Source organism: Actinomycetota bacterium (genome assembly GCA_040905475.1).
Classification (GTDB): domain Bacteria; phylum Actinomycetota; class AC-67; order AC-67; family AC-67; genus DATFGK01.
The window spans coordinates 1-17,716 of record JBBDRM010000152.1; the positions used below are offsets into that span (position 1 = coordinate 1).

Consider the following 17,716-nt stretch of genomic DNA (forward strand, 5'->3'; position numbering starts at 1 on the left):
TCCCTCCCCGTCCGAGCTTCTACCGGCCGAGCGGGCCGAGCAGGCACACGCGATCGCGCTCCGACTGCTCTCGCACCGGGAGCGGACCAGGAGCGAGCTGAAGACCCGGCTCCGGGCGAAGGGCTACGACGCCGACACGATCGAGGGCGTCCTCGACCGCCTCGCCGAAGCCGGTCTGCAGAGCGACGAGCGCTTCGCCGAGGTTTTCGCCGCCGAGGCCCACCGAAGCAGAGGGCTGGCCTCTTCGGCCCTCCAGTCGCAGCTTCAACGCCGGGGAGTGGACCGGCGGCTGGCCTCTGAGGCCGCCGCCGAGCGGCCGGAGGACGAGGAGGCGCGAGCCAGGGAGCTTGCCTTCGCCCGGGCCCGCCGAGTATCCGACAGCCTGCCGCCCGAGGTCCGGAAGCGCCGGATCGCCGCCTACCTCGCTCGGAGGGGGTACCCGGCCGAGATCTGCTTCCGGATGGCCGCCGATGCCGTTTCGGGCGGGGACGAACCTCCCAGGGATTTCCCGATCTCTTGACCCCCTTTCCAGCCGGGCCCTAACATGAACATGCTCGGTTGTGACGTGTGAACTCCAAGTGAGAGCGACTGCTGATATCCGACCAATGGCAGGGATACGACGAGTGAGGGAACGAACATCCTGAAACGGGCGGCCTAAGAGCCGTCCGGCTCGTCCTTACCATCGCTCCTTCTCCGGGGCTCCGCGCCTCTTCCGAGGCATACGCATCTAACCCTTGAATCGTGGGTGCGCCGGGCCGTACGGGCGCGCTCATGGAAGGAGCGTTGAGCGCGATGTCCATCGTGATCGGAATAATCATCGGACTCGCGGCAGGTGCCGTCGCGGGGTACTTCATCCGGCACCAAGGCTCGGTCGGCCGGGCCGGCACCCTCGAGGCGAAAGCCGTTGCCATGCTGGCCGACGCCGAACGAGACGCCGAGACCCGGCGCCGCGAAGCCGTCGTCGAGGCCAAGGACGAGATCCTGAGCCTTCGGCAGGCGTTCGAGGAAGAGATCAAGCCCCGGCGCGCGGAGATCGACCGTCGGGAAGAGCGGGTCGACCAGCGTCAGAAGCAGCTCGAGGACAAGGACCGGGAGTTCGAGCGCCAGGCTCGCGAGTTCAGCGCCAAAGAGGAATCGCTCGCGCAGGCTCGCGGCGAGGTCGACCGCAGCGTCGAGGACATCCGCAAGCAACTCGAGCGGGTCGCCGGCATGACGGCTGCGGAAGCGAAGTCGGCGCTCATGAAGCGCATCGAAGACGAGGCCAAGCGCGACGCCATGTCCACCGTCCGAGAACTCGAGACGAAGGCTCGCGAGGAAGCCGAAGGGCGCGCCCGTCGCATCATCACGCTCGCGATCCAGCGACTCGCCTCAGAGCAAACGGCCGAATCGACGGTCACGACGATCGCGCTGCCTTCCGACGACATGAAAGGGCGCATCATCGGCCGGGAGGGCCGCAACATCCGCGCGTTCGAGGCCACGACCGGGGTCAACATCATCATCGACGACACCCCCGAAGCCGTCCTGCTTTCGTGCTTCGATCCGGTTCGTCGCGAGATCGGGCGGCTCACGCTCGAGAAGCTCGTCGCCGACGGCCGCATCCATCCCGCGCGGATCGAGGAGATGCACGAGCGCTCCAAGGGCGAGGTCGAGGTCGAGATCCGAAAGGCGGGAGAGGAAGCCGTCCTCGACGTCGGTATGACCGACGTCCACCCGGAGATGATCCGTGTGCTCGGCCGCCTGCAGTACCGGACGTCGTACGGGCAGAACGTGCTGAAGCATCTCGTCGAGAGCGCCCACATCGCCGGCTCGATGGCCGCCGAGCTGGGGCTGCCGCCGGATCAGGTGAAGCTCGTGAAGCGTTGCGCGCTGTTCCACGACATCGGCAAGGCGGTGACGCACGAGGTGGAAGGGTCGCACGCGCTCATCGGGGCCGAGCTCGCGCGCCGCCTCAAGGAATCGCCGGAGGTCGTCCACGCGATCGAGTCCCATCATGGTGAGGTCGAGCAACGGACGCTGGAGGCGGTGCTGTCGCAGACCGCCGACCAGATCTCGGGCGGACGTCCCGGCGCGCGCCGCGAGACGCTGGAGACCTACGTCAAGCGCCTCGAGAAGCTCGAGGAGATCGCGACCTCGTATCCGGGCGTAGAGAAGGTCTTCGCGATGCAAGCCGGCCGCGAGGTGCGCGTGATGGTGAAGCCCGACGACCTCGACGACCTCGCCTGTCAGGTACTTGCCAGGGACATCGCCAAACGGATCGAGGAGGAACTGCAGTACCCCGGACAGATCCGGATCACCGTCGTTCGCGAGATCCGGGCTACCGAATACGCGAAGTAAGCCCTTTCGCTCCCGCGGGCGAATTGACGTCCGTTTGGTCGGGTTAGTTTGATTTCCCTCGCCAATGGGTCTTGAATCGAGCCGACGATTCAATGGCCGATGGAGCCGGCACCTGCCGGTCGAGCATATGGATCTATTGAGGGTGTCGGCCTGGTCCAACCCGAAGTCGGTTGCCGGAGCCATCGCGGGAGTCCTTCGGGAGCGCGGTGAGGTCGACGTCCAGATCATCGGGGCCGCGGCGTTGAACCAAGCCGTCAAAGCGATCGCCATCGCACGGTCCTATGTGGCCGGCGAGGGCATCGACCCGATCTGCATCCCCGGTTTCCAGGACATCGAGATCAACGGCGAAGGCCGGACGGCCATCCGGATCCGGGTCGAGGACCGCGCTGGGGGCCCGCACCCGAAACCGGTCCTGGTCACCGCGGAAGCCACGGAACCCGGCGACCCGGCACCGGAGACGGCCGAGGACACCGACCCTCCTCTATGATTCTCGCCGTTCGCCGCACGAGGAGAGCCCGATGCCCAAGACCTCGCTGCAGTTGCTCGGTTCCGTCGGCTTGTTCGAAGGCCTGTCGCAGAAAGAGCTGACCCAGGTCCACAGGCAGGCCCGCGAGGGCGAGTTCTCGGTGGGCGACGTGATCGTCACCGAAGGGGAAACGGGGGTCGGCTTCCATCTCATCCTGAGTGGCAGGGCCAAGGTTCTCGCGGGGAAGCGAACGATCGCCACCCTCGGCCCGGGCGACTTCTTCGGCGAGCTGTCCTTGATCGACCGAGGGCCGCGCACCGCGACGGTTGTGGCGAACACACCCCTCAAGACGCTCTCGCTCGTATCGTGGGAGTTCCTTCCGATGCTGGATCGCAACCCGACGATCGCGCGAAAGCTGCTGGTCGCGATATGCGGCCGGCTGCGCAACGAGCGCAGATCGCATACGCACTGACGCTTTCACTCGCGAACGATTCGGTTCCTCAGCACGCCGATGCCTTCGATCTCGAGCTCGACGACGTCGCCGGGCTGAACCCAGCGGTCCAGATCCAAGCCGCATCCACCGAACGGCGTTCCCGAGCCGTAGACGTCGGCCGGCCAGACGGACTCGTCGCGTGAGACGTGGGCGATCATCTTCGGGAACGTCCAGTGCATGTCCGCCGTCGACGCCCGGCACCACACCTCGCCGTTGACGCGCGCGATCATCCGGTGCGCCGACCGGGGGTCGAACTCGTCCGCGGTGACGATGCACGGGCCGAGCGAGGTCGCGAAGTCCTTGGACTTCGACGGCCCGAGTCGCATCGCCATCTCAGCCCGCTGAACGTCGCGGGCGGACCAGTCGTTCATGATCGTGTAGCCGAAGATCACGCGCCCGGCCTCGTCTTCCGCCAGGTCCTTCTCGAGCGATCCGAGGACGCACGCCAGCTCGAGCTCGAAGTCGAGCCGTTCGCTGAACGACGGCCAACGGACGTCGGCGTCGGGGCCGACGATCGACCGGTGATTGCCCTTGTAGTAGACGGGCGAGGAGTACCACGCCGGGTTGAGCTCCTCGTTCCGACGCCGAGCCCCGCCTTTGGCGTGGTCCTCGAAAGCGAGGAAATCGCGGAGGCTCGCCGGCCGCAGCGGCGCGAGGAGGCGCCCGAGCGGCTGGTCCTTCCCTTCGACCGATCGGACACGCGCTGCGTCCCAGGATCCCGGCCCCGCCTCGATCAGGGCCTCGACGGTGGGTGCGAGCGTTGAGAGGTCGACCACGCGGCTCTCCTCGATAGAGCCGACGAGGGCCCCGGGCCGTGGGCCGTCCGGGCCGAGGAACGTGACGATCCGCACGCGTCGCATCGTAACCGCAGCCCGGTACGATGAAGACGATGCCCACCTATTTCATCCGCACGTTCGGCTGCCAGATGAACGAGCACGACTCCGAGCGCATCGCCGGTCTGCTCGAGTCGGAGGGCTACACGCGCGCCCCGGAACCCGAAGCGGCGGACCTCGTCGTCCTCAACACCTGCGCGATCCGCGAGAACGCCGACGAGCGCCTGTACGGCACGCTCGGGCACCTCAAGGCCGCCAAGCGCCGCCGTCCGGAGCTGCGCATCGCGGTCGGCGGCTGCGGAGTCCAGAAGGACAAGCGAACCGTGCTCGAGCGGGCTCCGTGGGTGGACGTCGCATTCGGCACGTTCGCCGTGGGCGAGCTTCCGGCCCTGCTCGATCGGCGCGAGCGCACGGGGGTTCCGGCGTTCGAGTTCCGCGAGCACACCGAGGTTTTCCCGAGCGCGCTGCCTTCGCGGCGCGAGCAACCGTTCCACGGATGGGTGTCGGTGAGCGTCGGCTGCGACAACGCCTGCACGTTCTGCATCGTGCCGCTGGTTCGCGGCCCGCAAGTCAGCCGGCGCATGGACGACGTGCTCTCCGAGGTCCGCCGCCTCGCAGGCGACGGCGTGGTCGAGGTGACGTTGCTCGGCCAGAACGTGAACACCTACGGGCGCGACCTTGGGGGCCGACCGCTGTTCGCCGACCTGCTGCGCTCGCTCGACGAGATCGATGGACTCCGCCGCGTGCGATTCACCAGCCCCCACCCGCACGACTTCACGCCCGACGTGATCGACGCGATGGCGTCGAGCAGCGTGGTCTGCGAACACATCCACTTCCCGCTGCAGTCGGGATCGGACCGTGTGCTCGCGCGGATGCGGCGCTCCTACCGCATCGAGCGGTACCTCGGCTGGCTCGAGAAGATCCGCGCCGCCGTCCCGGACGTGGCGGTATCCACCGACATCATCGTCGGCTTCCCCGGCGAGACCGAGGAAGATTTCGCGGACACGCTTCGCGCGGTCGAGCGGGCCCGCTTCGACTCCGCGTACACGTTCCGGTACTCGAAGCGCGACGGCACCATGGCGGCGGGCTTCTCCGACGAGGTCGCGGCGGATGTGATGCAGGAACGGTTCGAGCGTCTCGTCGCCGCGACCGAGCGGCTGTCGCTCGAGCGCAACCGTGAGCAGACCGGCCGGCGCTTCGAGCTCCTGATCGAGGAGCCGGGCTCTCGCAAGGATCCCTCACGGGCGACGGCGCGGACCCGTACCAACAAGATCGTGCACGTCCCGGCGGACGGCCTCGTGGCAGGGATGTTCGTCGACGCGCTCGTCACCGGAGCGCATCCGCATCATCTGGACGGCGTCCTCGCGTGACGGGCACCCCGGCCGCCGAAGCCCCCCGGCCCACCGAACCGCGAACGGACCGCCCGGCCCGGCCGCCGGTCGTGCTCGCGCTCGTCGGCGCGACCGGCACGGGGAAGACCGGCGTGTCGCTCGCCGTCGCGCCGGTGCTCAGAGCCGAGATCGTGAGCGTCGACTCGATGCAGATCTACCGCGGCATGGACGTCGGTACCGCGAAGCCGACGGTCGAGGAGCGCCATCGCGTCCCCCACCACATGATCGACATCGCCGACCCCGGGATGCGGTTCTCGGTCGCAGCGTTCCAGGGCTCGGCGCGCGCGGCTGCCGACGCGATCCTTGCCCGCGGACGGACGCCGCTGCTGGTGGGCGGCAGCGGCCTCTACTACAGAGCCGTCGTCGACGACCTCGAGTTCCCGCCGACGGACCCGGCCGTCCGCAGCGCGATCGCGCGAGGCGACCCCGCCGACCTCGTCGCTCGCCTGCGCGCCGACGACCCCGACGCGGCCGAACGGATCGATCCGGCGAACGTGCGCCGCGTCGTCCGGGCGCTCGAGGTGATGGAGCTCACGTCGAAACGATTCAGCGATTTCCGAACCGCGTGGGATCGGTACGAAAGCCGCTACGACCTGATCGCCGCGGGGATGCGGGTGCCGTCGGATGAGCTGGACGTGCGGGTCGCCCTGCGGGTCGACCGGATGCTCGAGGCCGGGCTGGTCGACGAAGTGCGCGGCTTGCTCGACCGCGGCTTCCGGTCCTCGCTGACCGCGGCGAGGGCGATCGCCTATCCCGAGATCGTCGCGCATCTCGACGGCACGATCAGCATCGAGGAGGCTCGCGAGCAGATCGTGCGCAACACGCGCCGCTACGCCCGGCGACAGATGTCCTGGTTCCGCTCCGACCCGAGGATACGCTGGTTCGAGGCCGCCGATACCGAACGCGCCACGGAGCAAATCCGGGCATACTACGAGCACGAGATCGCGAGAAGGATGGTGGGAGCCTAGGTGCAGTTCGTGAAATCGCACGGCGCGGGCAACGACTTCGTGCTGGTCGAAGACCTCGACGACCGGCTCGGCATCCTGCCTTCCTCGCTCGTCGCGGCGATCTGCGACCGTCACAAAGGCGTCGGCGGCGACGGGCTCATCCGGATCGTTCGCGCGACCGGCGCGGACTTCTTCATGGACTACTACAACGCCGACGGCGAGGTGGCGGAGATGTGCGGCAACGGCGTCCGCTGCCTCGGCAAGTACGTCGCCGACCGGGGGATCACGACCGCGGACTCGCTTCGTGTGGACACACGCGCCGGCGTGAAGCGGCTCGAGCTCTACCGCGACGACGACGGGCTCGTCGACCGGGTTCGCGTCGACATGGGTGCGCCGATCCTCGCGGCTGCGGACATCCCCGTCGATGCCCCGGGCGACCCGTTGCACGTCCCGGTCACGGCCGAGGGGGTCGGGTACGAGGCGGCGTGCGTCTCGATGGGCAACCCGCACGCCGTCGTCTTCGTCCCGTCGCTCGACGCGATCCCGGTCGAGCGCCACGGCCCGGCGATCGAGACCTCGAGGCCGTTCCCCGCCAAGACCAACGTCGAATTCACCGAGGTGATCTCTCCCGACGAGGTGCGCGTGCGCGTGTGGGAACGTGGTGTCGGCGAGACCCAGGCCTGCGGCACCGGCGCGTGCGCCGTGGCCGTGGCGGCGAGCCTCCGAGGGCTCACCGGCAGGCACGTGACCGTGCGGATGCCGGGGGGTCCGCTCGAGATCGAATGGACCGACGAGACCGTGCTCATGACCGGTCCCGTGGTCGAAGTCTTCAGCGGCGAGCTCGCCCCGCGGTTCGAGCGGGCGATGCCCACCGCAGCCGGCAGCTCGAGCGGAAAGGGAGTCGCGTGAAGGTCGCGAAGCGGATCGAGACCCTTCCCCCATACCTGTTCGCGGAGATCGACCGAAAGATCGCCGCGAAACGCGCGGCCGGCGTCGACGTGATCAGCTTCGGCGTCGGGGATCCGGACTCGCCGACGCCGTCGCATATCGTCGACGCGATCAAGGTCGCGGCTGCAGATCCCGCCACGCATCAGTACCCGTCGTACTTCGGGATGGCGGACTTCCGCCGCGCGGTCGCGGCCTGGTACATGCGCCGCTTCGGCGTCGATCTGGATCCCGACACAGAGGTGCTGCCGCTCATCGGCTCGAAGGAGGGCCTCGCGCATCTCCCCGTCGCGTTCGTGGATCCGGGCGACGTCACGCTGGTCCCCGACCCGGGCTATCCCGTCTATCAGGTGGCCACCCACCTCGCCGGTGGGAAAGGTGTGCCGTTCGCGCTCCGAGCCGAGAACGGCTTCCTGCCCGAGTGGGACGCGATCGATGTTCCCGAGAGGACCAAGCTCGTCTGGCTGAACTACCCCTGCAACCCGACCGCCGCCGTTGCGACCCTCGATGACTTCGCGCAGGCGGTCGGCTTCGCGCGCTCGAACGAGATCCTGCTCGTCCACGACAACGCCTACTCGGAGATCACCTACGATGGTTTCGTCGCCCCGAGCGTCCTCGAGGTTCCCGGCTCGAAAGATGTCGCCGTCGAGTTCCACTCGCTGTCGAAGACCTACAACATGACCGGATGGCGCTGCGGATTCGTCGTCGGATCGGCGGTGGCGATCGAGGCGCTCGGGCGGGTCAAGACGAACATCGACTCGGGGATCTTCAACGCGATCCAGCTCGCTGGCATCGCAGCGCTCGAAGGGCCGCAAGATTTCCTCGTGGACCTGCGCACGCTCTACGCGAAGCGTCGCGATCTGGTGGTCGAGACGTTCAACGACATGGGGTGGTCGCTCCAGCCGCCCAAGGGATCGATCTACGTGTGGCTCCCGGTGCCCGACGGCCACGACTCCTCGTCGTTCGCGACTTTCCTGCTGGAGGAGGCCGGGGTGGTCGTCCCGCCGGGGCGCGGATACGGAGAAGCGGGGGAGGGCTACATCCGGATATCGCTCACCGTGAACGACGACCGGCTCGTCGAAGGCCTGGAACGGATCCGCAAAGCGCTCGGATGACACCGGCCGATCGCACCCGCCCCGGCAGCCGCCGGCGCGTAACCGAGCTTCCTCCCGAGCTGCAGGCGCTTCGTCTCGAGCGCGCCGTGCTCGTGGGGCTCTCGCGCGGGCGCGATGCCGCTGCCGCGGAGGCGTCCCTGGAGGAGCTACGTCGGCTCACCGAGACCGCCGGCGCGGAGGTGATCGACTCCATGCTCCACCGGCGCGACACTCCCGATCCGGCGACGTACATAGGCAAGGGGAAGGCCCAGGAGATCCGCGACGTCGTCCGCGGCGAGCAGGCCGACACGGTGATCGTGGACGAGGAGCTCTCGCCGGGCCAGCTTCGCAACCTGGAGGAGATCTTCGGGTGCAAGGTGCTCGATAGGACCGCGCTGATCATCGACATCTTCGCGCAGCATGCGCACTCGTCCGAGGGCAAGGCACAGGTCGAGCTGGCACAGCTGAGCTACCTGCTCCCGCGACTCCGCGGCTGGGGTGAGTCGATGAGCCGTCTCGGCGGTGGGATCGGAACGCGAGGTCCGGGTGAGACGAAGCTCGAGGTCGACCGCCGGCGGATCAAGAAGCGGATCTCGAAACTGCGTGACGAGATCGAGGACCTCCAGAAGACTCGCACGACGAAGCGTCAGGAGCGGGTGCGTTCGCGGGTATCGTCGGTCGCGCTGGTGGGCTACACGAACGCCGGGAAGTCGACGATGCTGAATACGCTCACGCAGGCCGGGGTGCTGGTGGAGGACAAGCTGTTCTCGACGCTTGATCCAACCACGCGGAAGCTTGTGCTCCCCGACGGGCGTCCGGCGGTGTTGACGGACACGGTGGGCTTCGTACGGAAGCTGCCCCACACGCTGGTCGAGGCGTTCAAGTCGACGCTCGAGGAAGCGATCCGCGCGGACCTGCTGCTGCACCTGGTGGACGGGAGCGACGCGGATCCCGAGGGGCAGTACCTGGCGGTTCGGGACGTGCTGGGCGAGATCGGGGCGGCGGCGGTGCCGGAGGTGGTGGCGGTGAACAAGATCGACGCGATCAGCGAGGTCGACCTCGCGCGGCTCAAGCGTCGGTTCCAGGACGCGGTGTTCCTGTCGGCGTTGACAGGGGAGGGGACCGAGGGGCTGCTCGAGCGCGTGGCCGAGCGGATCCCGCACCCGGAGGTCGAGGTCGATCTGCTCGTTCCCTACGACCGCGGCGACGTCGTGGCGGCGTTGCACGCTGCCGGCGCGGTGCTCGGCGAGGCGTACCTGGAGGAAGGCACGAAGGTGCGTGCGCGCCTACGCGAAGATCAGATGGGACGGCTCGAGAACTACGTGCTACCCGCACCAGTAAAACGCTCGAGATTGCTCTAACCCATGACGTCCGGGCGTCCGATTGTGACTGCGGTCAGTTTGTGTCCGAGGAGGAATCGCTTGATGGAGATTCCTGAGCTGACGCGCTAACAGCTTGTATTATTGGAGATACATCGCCGCCGCCTGTGACAGCGAACGTTCCAAATCGTTCCTTCTTCTGGATGGCGTGTTCCAACGCTGAAATCCAACTGGAAACCCGGAGTTCATCGACCGGGACCGCGCAGCCGAGCGTTCCTTGCACTCCTGCATAGTGCAACCCAACGACCTCTCCCGTGTCGGGGAAGAAGACCGGTGAGCCGCTCATGCCCGGTGCAGTATTGATGTCAGTGAGGAACGTTGTGATGTTACGAGGATCAACGGTGTCGTACGGGGCCACGGCCGAGATTATGCCGGCGTGAACGACTGGACCGAATCGTGTGACGCTGGGTCCGGTCAGTAGCTCGTCGCCAAGAGGGTAGCCGGCGAGTGCGACTTCAGCGCCAGCTCTCACAGAGTTCAAGTTTCCCAGTTTGACCGGCTCGACTGGCTCCGAATCGTTGGGATTGAGTCGAACTGTCAGTAGTCCAACGTCGAGAGGACCCGTTCCGCCGGAATTCAGCGCGAAGATCCAGTCGATCCGGCGGAAGGTCTGAGACCACCCCGTCCCGCCCGCTTGGGGATACAAGAATTCCACATACCAATGATCGTGGTTCCCGGTCTGAAGATGTTCAGCTGCGATCTCTTCTATTACATGCCTGTTGGTGACCAGAACCTTTGGGCGGACGAGGAACGCGGTCGCTCGGACTCCCGAGATTCGATTCACCTTGGCACCTTCGGGCAAACCACCAAAGGTGTCCTCGTGCTTGACCGCAAGACGGTGAACCGCACACGTGGAGATGCGGATCCGCTTAACAACTTCCGGATCGACCAAGTTCTCTCCGAAGAGCAGACGACCTAATGGTTTAGAGTTCGACGCGACTCGTAAGCCGCTGGGGAGTCCTCCAACCTCATTGTGGACAGCGGACAAGCCGTCTAATCAAACCCGGCGCAGCACCGCGACGACCTTCCCGAGCACGCTGACCTCTTCCGGCTCGATCGGATCGTAGGCGGGGTTCTCCGCGAGCAGCCGGACCTTGCCGCCCTTGCGAGAGAGCCGTTTTACCGTCGCCTCGTCGTCGCCTACCAGCGCGGCGACGATCTCGCCGTCCGACGCCTCAGGCTGCTGACGAACGATTACGGTGTCGCCGTCGAGTATGCCCGCGTTGATCATCGAATCCCCGCGCACCTTCAACGCGAACAGCGTGCCCGAACCGACGAGGTCGCGCGGCAACGCCATCGTGTCTTCCACGTTCTGCTCGGCGAGGATCGGACCGCCGGCGGCGATCCGGCCGACGAGCGGAACCTCTACCGTGTTCGCGCTCGAGACTCCGGCCTTCGCCGGCGTCGACCCGTCGTGCACACGGATCGCGCGCGGCTTCGTCGGATCCTTGGTCAGGTAGCCCTTCTGCGCGAGCGTCGCCAGCTGAGCGTGGACGCTCGAGGGGGAGTGCAGGCCGACGGCGTCGCCGATCTCCCGAACGGACGGCGGATACCCGCGCTCGTCGCGGGTCTCGGTGATGAAGTCCAGGATCCGGCGCTGGCGTTCGGTCAGCTGCTCCATTCCGTCCCCCCTTAAGAGAGCGTGAAAATCGAGCGGAACCTAACACGGAAGCACCCTCGAATCAAACACCTGTTCGGGTCTTGACAGCTCGAACAGTCGTTCGATAGGGTCTCGAACAGAGGTTCGGATGAGACGCTTCCTGATGGCATTTGCGCTGCTGGCAGCCCTGACGGGCGTCGGGGCTACCACGGTAGTCGCCGGCCAATCTGGGCCGTCTGAGCCCGTCTGGAGCCACGTGGTGCAGCCCGGGGAGACCCTCTGGCAGCTCGCCCGACAAGCCGACCCAGACCGCGATCCTCGCGAGGTCGTCGACCGCCTCATCCGCTCCAACGAGCTCGACGGGGGACGGATAATCCCTGGTCAGGAGCTCGTTCTCTCCCGACGCTAGCGAGGCACCTTCCGTGCTTGACTGAGGACCCCTATGTTGTATCCTCATCGTTGTAATTCCACTACATCTTGTGGATTCATGTGGATAACGTTATCCACAAGGTGGAGAAGTGGGGCCGGGTTCGTACGACCACCTCGAAAGGCGGCTTGATGCGTTGTCCCTTCTGTAAGGGGCTGGAAGACAAAGTCGTCGACTCGCGCCTGGCCGAGGGTGGGCAAGCGATCCGGCGCCGGCGCGAGTGCCTCACTTGCACGCGGCGGTACACCACCTTCGAGCGCGGCGAGACGGTCGGCCTCCGGATCAGCAAGCGCTCCGGTGAGTCCGAGCCCTTCGACCGTCAGAAGGTCGTCGCCGGACTCGTGAAGGCGTGCAAGAACCGTCCGGTGACCGTCGCACAGATCGATGCGGTCACCGACGAGATCGAGGAGAGCTTGCGCGGGCAGGGCTCCGACGAGATCCCGAGCTCGGAGGTCGGGTTCGCGATCCTCGACAAGCTCCGCGATCTCGACGAGGTGGCGTACGTGCGCTTCGCGTCGGTCTACAAGGACTTCCAAGAGCTGACGGATTTCGAGAAAGAGGTTGGGCTCCTGCTGCTGAAGCGGACGCCGCCGAAGCAGGGGCTGCGCGACTAGCAAGGTCGGGCGACCTCGGTGTGGGGCCGAGGCGAGTTGGGGGGAGGACGAACGGTATGGCGAAGACCGAGAAGGCGATGACCGGGGGCCTGACGGTCAAGCGCTTCTTCACGAAGGACGGGGTGCATCCGTACGACGACGTCCAGTGGGACGTCCGCGATGCGGTCATCCCGAACTTCAAGGAGGGCGGCAACGCGTTCGAGCAGCGTGAGGTCGAGTTCCCCGTCTCGTGGTCGCAGAACGCGACCAACATCGTGGCGCAGAAGTACTTCCGTGGTCCGCTCGGCACCCCCCAGCGTGAGCGTTCCGTCCGTCAGCTCGTCGACCGTGTCGCCGACACGATCACGAGCTGGGGATGGAAGGACGGCTACTTCAAGACCGAAACCGATCGAGAGACCTTCAATCACGAGCTCAAGCACATCCTGGTGACGCAGAAGGCGGCGTTCAACTCCCCGGTTTGGTTCAACGTCGGCGTCGAGGCGCAGCCGCAGTGCAGCGCCTGTCAACCGTGGGGTGCTCTCGTTTCCACGCCGAGCGGTTTCGTTCCGATCGGTGAGATCGTGGAGCGCAACGCGGTCGGTATGGAGGTCCTGGATTCGACCGGCGTGACGAAGATCGTCGCGACGAAGCGCAACGGACGCAAGCGGGTATACCGAGTATCGCTCCGGAACGGTTCCTTCGTCGAGGCGACGGGCGATCACCTCGTGCGAGCCGTGGAAGCACGCCGAACGGATCCGGCCTGGGTGCGCGTGGACGCGCTACGCCCAGGAATGCGACTTCAGCTCCAGCCGCACAGGAAGATGCAGGCGGCAGACGTCCCGGATCCGCAGGCCGTCTCCGAAGCCGCGCTAGCCGGATGGCTTCAGGCCGACGGCTTCGTCGGCCAGTACACGACCGGAACCAACCGCTCCCTGACCATCGAGTTCATCACTGCGAACACCGAAGAATACGCCTGGCTGAAGGAGCACCTCGACGTCGTCTTCCCGGAAGTACATCGCAAGATCCGTCCGGTCGACGGCCTCCCGGAGATGCGGCGGATCAGACTTTACGGCGAGGTGCTACGTCCATTCGTCGAACGTTACGGGCTCCTTTCCCGGAGGCACGATATCCGCGTCCCCCGGCAGATGTGGACGGCGCCGAATGAGGTGGTTCGCGCCTATCTTCGCAGCGTCTTCCAAAGCGAGGGCTTCGTTTCGATCGGCGGAGGCTCGGCGCGGATCGGCTTCGCGGTTATCAGCGAGAAGTGGGTCGAGGATCTCCATCTGCTCTTGTTGCGAGTGGGCATCTACTCGCGACGCTTCTTCAAGCTCGAGAAGCGAAACGATCGGTCGCACCAATGGCAGATCGATATCAGCTACGCGAGCGAGCGCCGCAGATTTGCAGAACGGATCGGGTTCATCGGTTGGGACAAGCTGGACAAACTCGAGATATCTCTTGGGATGGACGGAAAGGGCTGCCCCGATCTCCGTGAGGAGGAGATCGTCTCCATCCAGTCCCTCGGCGGAATGGACGTCTACGACATCCAGACCGAGAGTGGCGAGTACCTCTCCAACAACGTTGTCGTCCATAACTGCTTCATCCTCGCCGTAGACGACACGATGAGCTCGATCCTCAACTGGTACGTCGAGGAAGGCACGATCTTCAAGGGCGGATCCGGCTCGGGGATCAACCTGTCCAACATCCGCTCCTCCAAGGAGCAGCTGTCGTCCGGTGGCGAGGCGTCGGGCCCGGTTTCATTCATGCGGGGGGCCGACGCCTCCGCCGGAACCATCAAGTCCGGCGGTAAGACGCGCCGGGCGGCGAAGATGGTCGTCCTCAACGCGGATCACCCCGACGTCGAGGACTTCATCTGGTGCAAGGCGCTCGAGGAGCGCAAGGCTCGCGTCCTGCGCGACGGCGGCTTCGACATGGACCTCGACGGCCGCGACGCCTATTCGATCCAGTACCAGAACGCGAACAACTCGGTGCGGGTGACCGACGAGTTCATGAAGGCGTTCGAGGAGGACGGCGACTGGTCGCTCCGGGCCGTGATCGGCGGCGAGCCGATCAAGACGGTTCGTGCGCGCGACCTGATGCGTGAGATCGCTCAGGCGGCGTGGGAGTGCGCCGATCCCGGGATGCAGTACGACACGACGATCAACGACTGGCACACCTCGCCGGCGTCGGGTCGCATCAACGCCTCGAACCCGTGCTCGGAGTACATGCACCTCGACAACTCGGCTTGCAACCTCGCGAGCCTGAATCTGATGAAGTTCGTCGACGCCGATCTGAACTTCGACGTGGCGGCGTTCCGGCACGCGATCGACGTCATCTTCCTCGCTCAGGAGATCCTCGTGGGCAACTCGAGCTACCCGACGGAGAAGATCGGCAAGAACGCGATCGACTTTCGGGAGCTCGGGATCGGCTACGCGAACCTCGGCGCTTTGCTGATGTCGCGCGGTCTGCCGTACGACTCCGAAGTCGGACGGGCGTGGGCCGGCGCGATCACCGCGATCATGACCGGATGGTCGTACCGGAACAGCGCCCTGTTCGCGGAGAAGCAGGGGCCGTTCAACGGCTTCGCGCCGAACCGTGAGCCGATGCTGAACGTGATGCGCAAGCACCGGGCGGCCGTGGATCGGATCGACGGCGACCTCGTGCCGGAGGCGATGCTCACCGCAGCCAAGACGGCCTGGGACGAGGCGATCGTGCTCGGCGCGCAGCATGGGTACCGCAACTCGCAGGCGAGCGTGCTCGCTCCGACGGGCACGATCGGGCTGATGATGGACTGCGACACCACGGGCGTCGAGCCGGATCTCGCCCTGGTGAAGACGAAGAAGCTCGTCGGCGGCGGCTCGATGCGGATCGTGAACCAGACCGTGCCGAAGGCGCTCACCAAGCTCGGCTACTCGCCGACCGAGGTCGAGCAGATCACCGCCCACATCCACGAGCACAACACGGTGGACGGGGCCCCGTATCTCAAGGACGAGCACCGCCCGGTGTTCGACTGCGCGATGGGCCAGAACCCGATCCACTACATGGGGCATGTGAACATGATGGCGGCGGTGCAGCCGTTCATCTCGGGCGCGATCTCCAAGACCGTGAACCTGCCGGAGTCGGCGACGGTCGAGGAGGTCGAGAACCTGCTCTTCGAGGGATGGAAGCTGGGGATCAAGGCGCTCGCGATCTACCGCGACAACTGCAAGGTCGCGCAGCCGCTGTCGGCCGACAAGAAGGCCAAAGCGGCGGACCCCGCGGTGATCGCGACCGGGCATCCGCAGCGGCGGCGTCTCCCCAAGAGCCGGCCGGGCCGCACAGTCTCGTTCCGGGTCGCCGACACCGAGGGGTACATGACCGCCGGCGAGTACCCGGACGACGGGCTCGGCGAGATCTTCCTGAAGGTGTCGAAGCAGGGCTCGACGCTGTCGGGGATCATGGACGCCTTCGCGATCAGTCTGTCGCTCGGCTTGCAGTACGGCGTGCCGCTGGACGCCTACGTGGCGAAGTTCATGAACATGCGCTTCGAGCCGGCGGGGATGACCGACGATCCCGACGTGCGGCTCGCGACGAGCATCGTGGACTACGTCTTCCGCCGGCTCGCGCTCGACTATCTCGACGAGCCGACCCGCCGGCGTCTCGGGATCATGTCGAGCGATGAGCGGCGTGAGCTCGTCAAGGGCGAGAACGGCAACGGGAATGGGAACGGTCACGGTGCTGCGGAAGAGAGCCCGGCTGCTGAGACCTCGGTTGCGGGACCGGCGGCTCCTGCGCCGATCCAGATCACGCCCGCGCCGGAGGCGAGAGCGTCGGACGCGAACGAGATCAGCCTGGCCGACGCGCCGTATTGCTACAACTGCGGCAACAAGATGCGACCGGCGGGCTCGTGCTTCGTGTGCGAGTCCTGCGGATCGACCAGCGGCTGCTCGTAGAGATGTGAGTTGGTGGGGGGGAGAGGGGAAGCTCCCCTCCACCACTCTCAAAGGAACGCCATGAGCACCGAGGATCAGGAGAACGTCGTGGACCGACTCGCCGTCGAGTCGATCTCCCAAGGCGACGCGACGGGCTGGTTCGACGAGGTCTATCGCGCCGCCGGTGACGACCCCTCACGCATCCCTTGGGCCGACGAGAAGCCCAACCGCTGGCTCGTCGAGTGGCTGGACCGTGAACACCCCGAGGCGAAGGGGTCGACGGCGGTGGTCGTCGGGTGCGGTCTCGGAGACGACGCTGAGGAGCTCGCCCGACGGGGGTTCGAGGTCACCGCGTTCGACATCTCCGAGACGGCCATCGCGTGGGCACGCCGCAGGTTCCCCGACTCGTCGGTTGAATACCGAAACGCAGACCTCTTCGCGCTCCCAAACTTGCTCGAGGGCGCGTTCGACTTCGTGTTCGAGGCGTACACCTTGCAGCCGCTCCCCGTAGCCATTCGAGGGAACGCGATCGCGGCGGTGGCTTCGCTGCCGGCGCCGGGCGGCTCGGTACTGATCGTGTCGCGCGGCCGGGAAGATGACGAGCCGACGGCAGGGCCGCCGCCGTGGCCGCTCTCGCATGAGGAGCTTCGAGGCTTGGAGCGGGCAGGACTCGTGGTCGATCGGTTCGAGGATTACATGGACTACGATCGCGATCCCCCGATCCGCCGCTTCCGGGCGCATTACCTCAAGCCAACGTCGTGACCGAGATCCTCGTTCAGCGGCTGGACGACGGGCTTCCCATGCCGGAGCGAGCGCATCCCGGCGACGCCGGGTTCGACCTGCGCTCGGCCGTGGACCTGGTGCTCGCGCCGGGGGAGCGGGCGTTGATCCCGACCGGTCTGGCGGTCGCGATCCCCGACGGGTTCGCCGGGCTCGTTCAGCCGAAGTCGGGCTTGGCCGCGCGTCACGGCCTCGGGCTGGTGAACGCCCCCGGCTTGATCGACGCCGGCTATCGGGGAGAGATCAAGGTCATCGCGATCAACCTCGACCCCCGGGAGCCCTTCGAAGTCCACCGGGGCGACAAGATCGCCCAGCTCGTGGTGTATCCGGTCCCGGCGACGACGCTGCGCGAGGTCTCGGAGCTCCCCGAGTCGGAGCGCGGGTCGGGAGGATTCGGCTCGACGGGCCGGTAGAGACAGCCTCGCCGGGGTTGATAGAATCCCTCCTCACGCGGGCGTGGCTCAGTGGTAGAGCATCACCTTGCCAAGGTGAGGGTCGCCAGTTCGAATCTGGTCGCCCGCTCCAG

The 17,716-nt window shown here is 66.5% G+C and carries 16 protein-coding genes, 1 tRNA gene and 2 pseudogenes; 16 read left to right on the forward strand and 3 right to left on the reverse strand.

The genetic code is table 11. The annotated features are described in order from the left end of the window. From WEB06_18675 to WEB06_18690, 4 genes and pseudogenes are all read left to right on the forward strand, one after another. Nucleotides 1-520: regulatory protein RecX (locus tag WEB06_18675; GenBank protein MEX2557643.1), on the forward strand; the 520-nt coding region annotated here is incomplete at its 5' end. A gap of 251 nt (nt 521-771) precedes the next feature. Next, entirely contained in the window at nt 772-2,334 is a 1,563-nt protein-coding gene (gene rny, locus WEB06_18680) for a ribonuclease Y (GenBank protein ID MEX2557644.1), read from the forward strand. Nucleotides 2,335-2,461: 127 nt separating this feature from the next. Further along, nucleotides 2,462-2,719: pseudogene (locus WEB06_18685) on the forward strand (stage V sporulation protein S). 133 nt (nt 2,720-2,852) lie between these two features. After that, nucleotides 2,853-3,272 (forward strand): cyclic nucleotide-binding domain-containing protein, encoded by a 420-nt coding sequence (locus WEB06_18690; GenBank protein ID MEX2557645.1) that lies wholly within the window; start codon nt 2,853-2,855, stop codon nt 3,270-3,272. A gap of 5 nt (nt 3,273-3,277) precedes the next feature. Here WEB06_18690 and WEB06_18695 read toward each other — a convergent pair whose 3' ends face one another. Next, entirely contained in the window at nt 3,278-4,144 is an 867-nt protein-coding gene (locus tag WEB06_18695; protein MEX2557646.1) for a fumarylacetoacetate hydrolase family protein, read from the reverse strand. Between the two features lie 38 nt (nt 4,145-4,182). Between WEB06_18695 and miaB the strand changes: the two genes are divergently transcribed. The 5 genes from miaB to hflX are packed head-to-tail and all read left to right on the forward strand — an operon-like array spanning nt 4,183 to nt 9,864. Further along, nucleotides 4,183-5,496 (forward strand): tRNA (N6-isopentenyl adenosine(37)-C2)-methylthiotransferase MiaB, encoded by a 1,314-nt coding sequence (gene miaB / locus WEB06_18700; GenBank protein ID MEX2557647.1) that lies wholly within the window; start codon nt 4,183-4,185, stop codon nt 5,494-5,496. Beyond that, nucleotides 5,493-6,485: a tRNA (adenosine(37)-N6)-dimethylallyltransferase MiaA gene (gene miaA, locus WEB06_18705; protein ID MEX2557648.1), complete on the forward strand. Its 993-nt coding sequence runs from the start codon at nt 5,493-5,495 to the stop codon at nt 6,483-6,485. Before miaB ends, miaA begins: the two co-directional genes overlap by 4 nt. Continuing rightward, nucleotides 6,486-7,373, forward strand: a complete 888-nt coding sequence (gene dapF / locus WEB06_18710) for a diaminopimelate epimerase (protein MEX2557649.1) — start codon at nt 6,486-6,488, stop codon at nt 7,371-7,373. It begins immediately after the preceding gene. Then, entirely contained in the window at nt 7,370-8,524 is a 1,155-nt protein-coding gene (locus tag WEB06_18715) for an LL-diaminopimelate aminotransferase (protein MEX2557650.1), read from the forward strand. Before dapF ends, WEB06_18715 begins: the two co-directional genes overlap by 4 nt. After that, nucleotides 8,521-9,864 (forward strand): GTPase HflX, encoded by a 1,344-nt coding sequence (gene hflX, locus WEB06_18720; protein ID MEX2557651.1) that lies wholly within the window; start codon nt 8,521-8,523, stop codon nt 9,862-9,864. The genes WEB06_18715 and hflX overlap by 4 nt, the downstream gene beginning before the upstream one ends. Nucleotides 9,865-9,898: 34 nt before the next feature. Here hflX and WEB06_18725 read toward each other — a convergent pair whose 3' ends face one another. Together WEB06_18725 and lexA are read right to left on the reverse strand one after the other, a co-directional pair. Continuing rightward, entirely contained in the window at nt 9,899-10,774 is an 876-nt protein-coding gene (locus WEB06_18725; protein MEX2557652.1) for a serine protease, read from the reverse strand. Between the two features lie 105 nt (nt 10,775-10,879). Continuing rightward, the gene (gene lexA / locus WEB06_18730; GenBank protein MEX2557653.1) at nt 10,880-11,503 is read right to left on the reverse strand and encodes a transcriptional repressor LexA; all 624 of its coding nucleotides are present in this window, start codon (nt 11,501-11,503) and stop codon (nt 10,880-10,882) included. Nucleotides 11,504-11,630: 127 nt separating this feature from the next. On the opposite strand from lexA, the gene WEB06_18735 reads away from it, so the two are divergent. From WEB06_18735 to WEB06_18765, 7 genes and pseudogenes are all read left to right on the forward strand, one after another. Then, nucleotides 11,631-11,891 (forward strand): LysM peptidoglycan-binding domain-containing protein, encoded by a 261-nt coding sequence (locus WEB06_18735; GenBank protein MEX2557654.1) that lies wholly within the window; start codon nt 11,631-11,633, stop codon nt 11,889-11,891. A 149-nt stretch (nt 11,892-12,040) separates the two neighbouring features. Continuing rightward, nucleotides 12,041-12,523: a transcriptional regulator NrdR gene (gene nrdR, locus WEB06_18740; GenBank protein MEX2557655.1), complete on the forward strand. Its 483-nt coding sequence runs from the start codon at nt 12,041-12,043 to the stop codon at nt 12,521-12,523. Nucleotides 12,524-12,600: 77 nt separating this feature from the next. Continuing rightward, nucleotides 12,601-13,221: pseudogene (locus tag WEB06_18745) on the forward strand (ribonucleoside-diphosphate reductase). Between the two features lie 447 nt (nt 13,222-13,668). Continuing rightward, nucleotides 13,669-16,431 carry a vitamin B12-dependent ribonucleotide reductase gene (locus WEB06_18750; GenBank protein MEX2557656.1) on the forward strand — a complete coding sequence of 921 codons (2,763 nt, stop codon included), beginning with the start codon at nt 13,669-13,671 and terminating at the stop codon, nt 16,429-16,431. Nucleotides 16,432-16,491: 60 nt separating this feature from the next. Then, nucleotides 16,492-17,172, forward strand: coding sequence for a class I SAM-dependent methyltransferase (locus tag WEB06_18755; protein MEX2557657.1), 681 nt, complete (start codon nt 16,492-16,494; stop codon nt 17,170-17,172). Continuing rightward, the gene (dut, locus tag WEB06_18760) at nt 17,169-17,603 is read left to right on the forward strand and encodes a dUTP diphosphatase (protein ID MEX2557658.1); all 435 of its coding nucleotides are present in this window, start codon (nt 17,169-17,171) and stop codon (nt 17,601-17,603) included. Before WEB06_18755 ends, dut begins: the two co-directional genes overlap by 4 nt. 37 nt (nt 17,604-17,640) lie before the next feature. Further along, nucleotides 17,641-17,715 (forward strand) — tRNA-Gly (locus tag WEB06_18765). The last annotated feature ends 1 nt before the right edge of the window (nt 17,716 follow it).

Bases quoted from the DNA above. Each gene is read 5' to 3' on its own strand.
- rny (MEX2557644.1), top strand. From the start codon at position 772: ATGGAAGGAGCGTTGAGCGCGATGTCCATCGTGATCGGAATAATCATC.
- WEB06_18690 (MEX2557645.1), top strand. From the start codon at position 2,853: ATGCCCAAGACCTCGCTGCAGTTGCTCGGTTCCGTCGGCTTGTTCGAA.
- miaB (MEX2557647.1), top strand. From the start codon at position 4,183: ATGCCCACCTATTTCATCCGCACGTTCGGCTGCCAGATGAACGAGCAC.
- hflX (MEX2557651.1), top strand. From the start codon at position 8,521: ATGACACCGGCCGATCGCACCCGCCCCGGCAGCCGCCGGCGCGTAACC.
- lexA (MEX2557653.1), bottom strand. From the start codon at position 11,503: ATGGAGCAGCTGACCGAACGCCAGCGCCGGATCCTGGACTTCATCACC.
- WEB06_18735 (MEX2557654.1), top strand. From the start codon at position 11,631: ATGAGACGCTTCCTGATGGCATTTGCGCTGCTGGCAGCCCTGACGGGC.
- nrdR (MEX2557655.1), top strand. From the start codon at position 12,041: ATGCGTTGTCCCTTCTGTAAGGGGCTGGAAGACAAAGTCGTCGACTCG.
- WEB06_18755 (MEX2557657.1), top strand. From the start codon at position 16,492: ATGAGCACCGAGGATCAGGAGAACGTCGTGGACCGACTCGCCGTCGAG.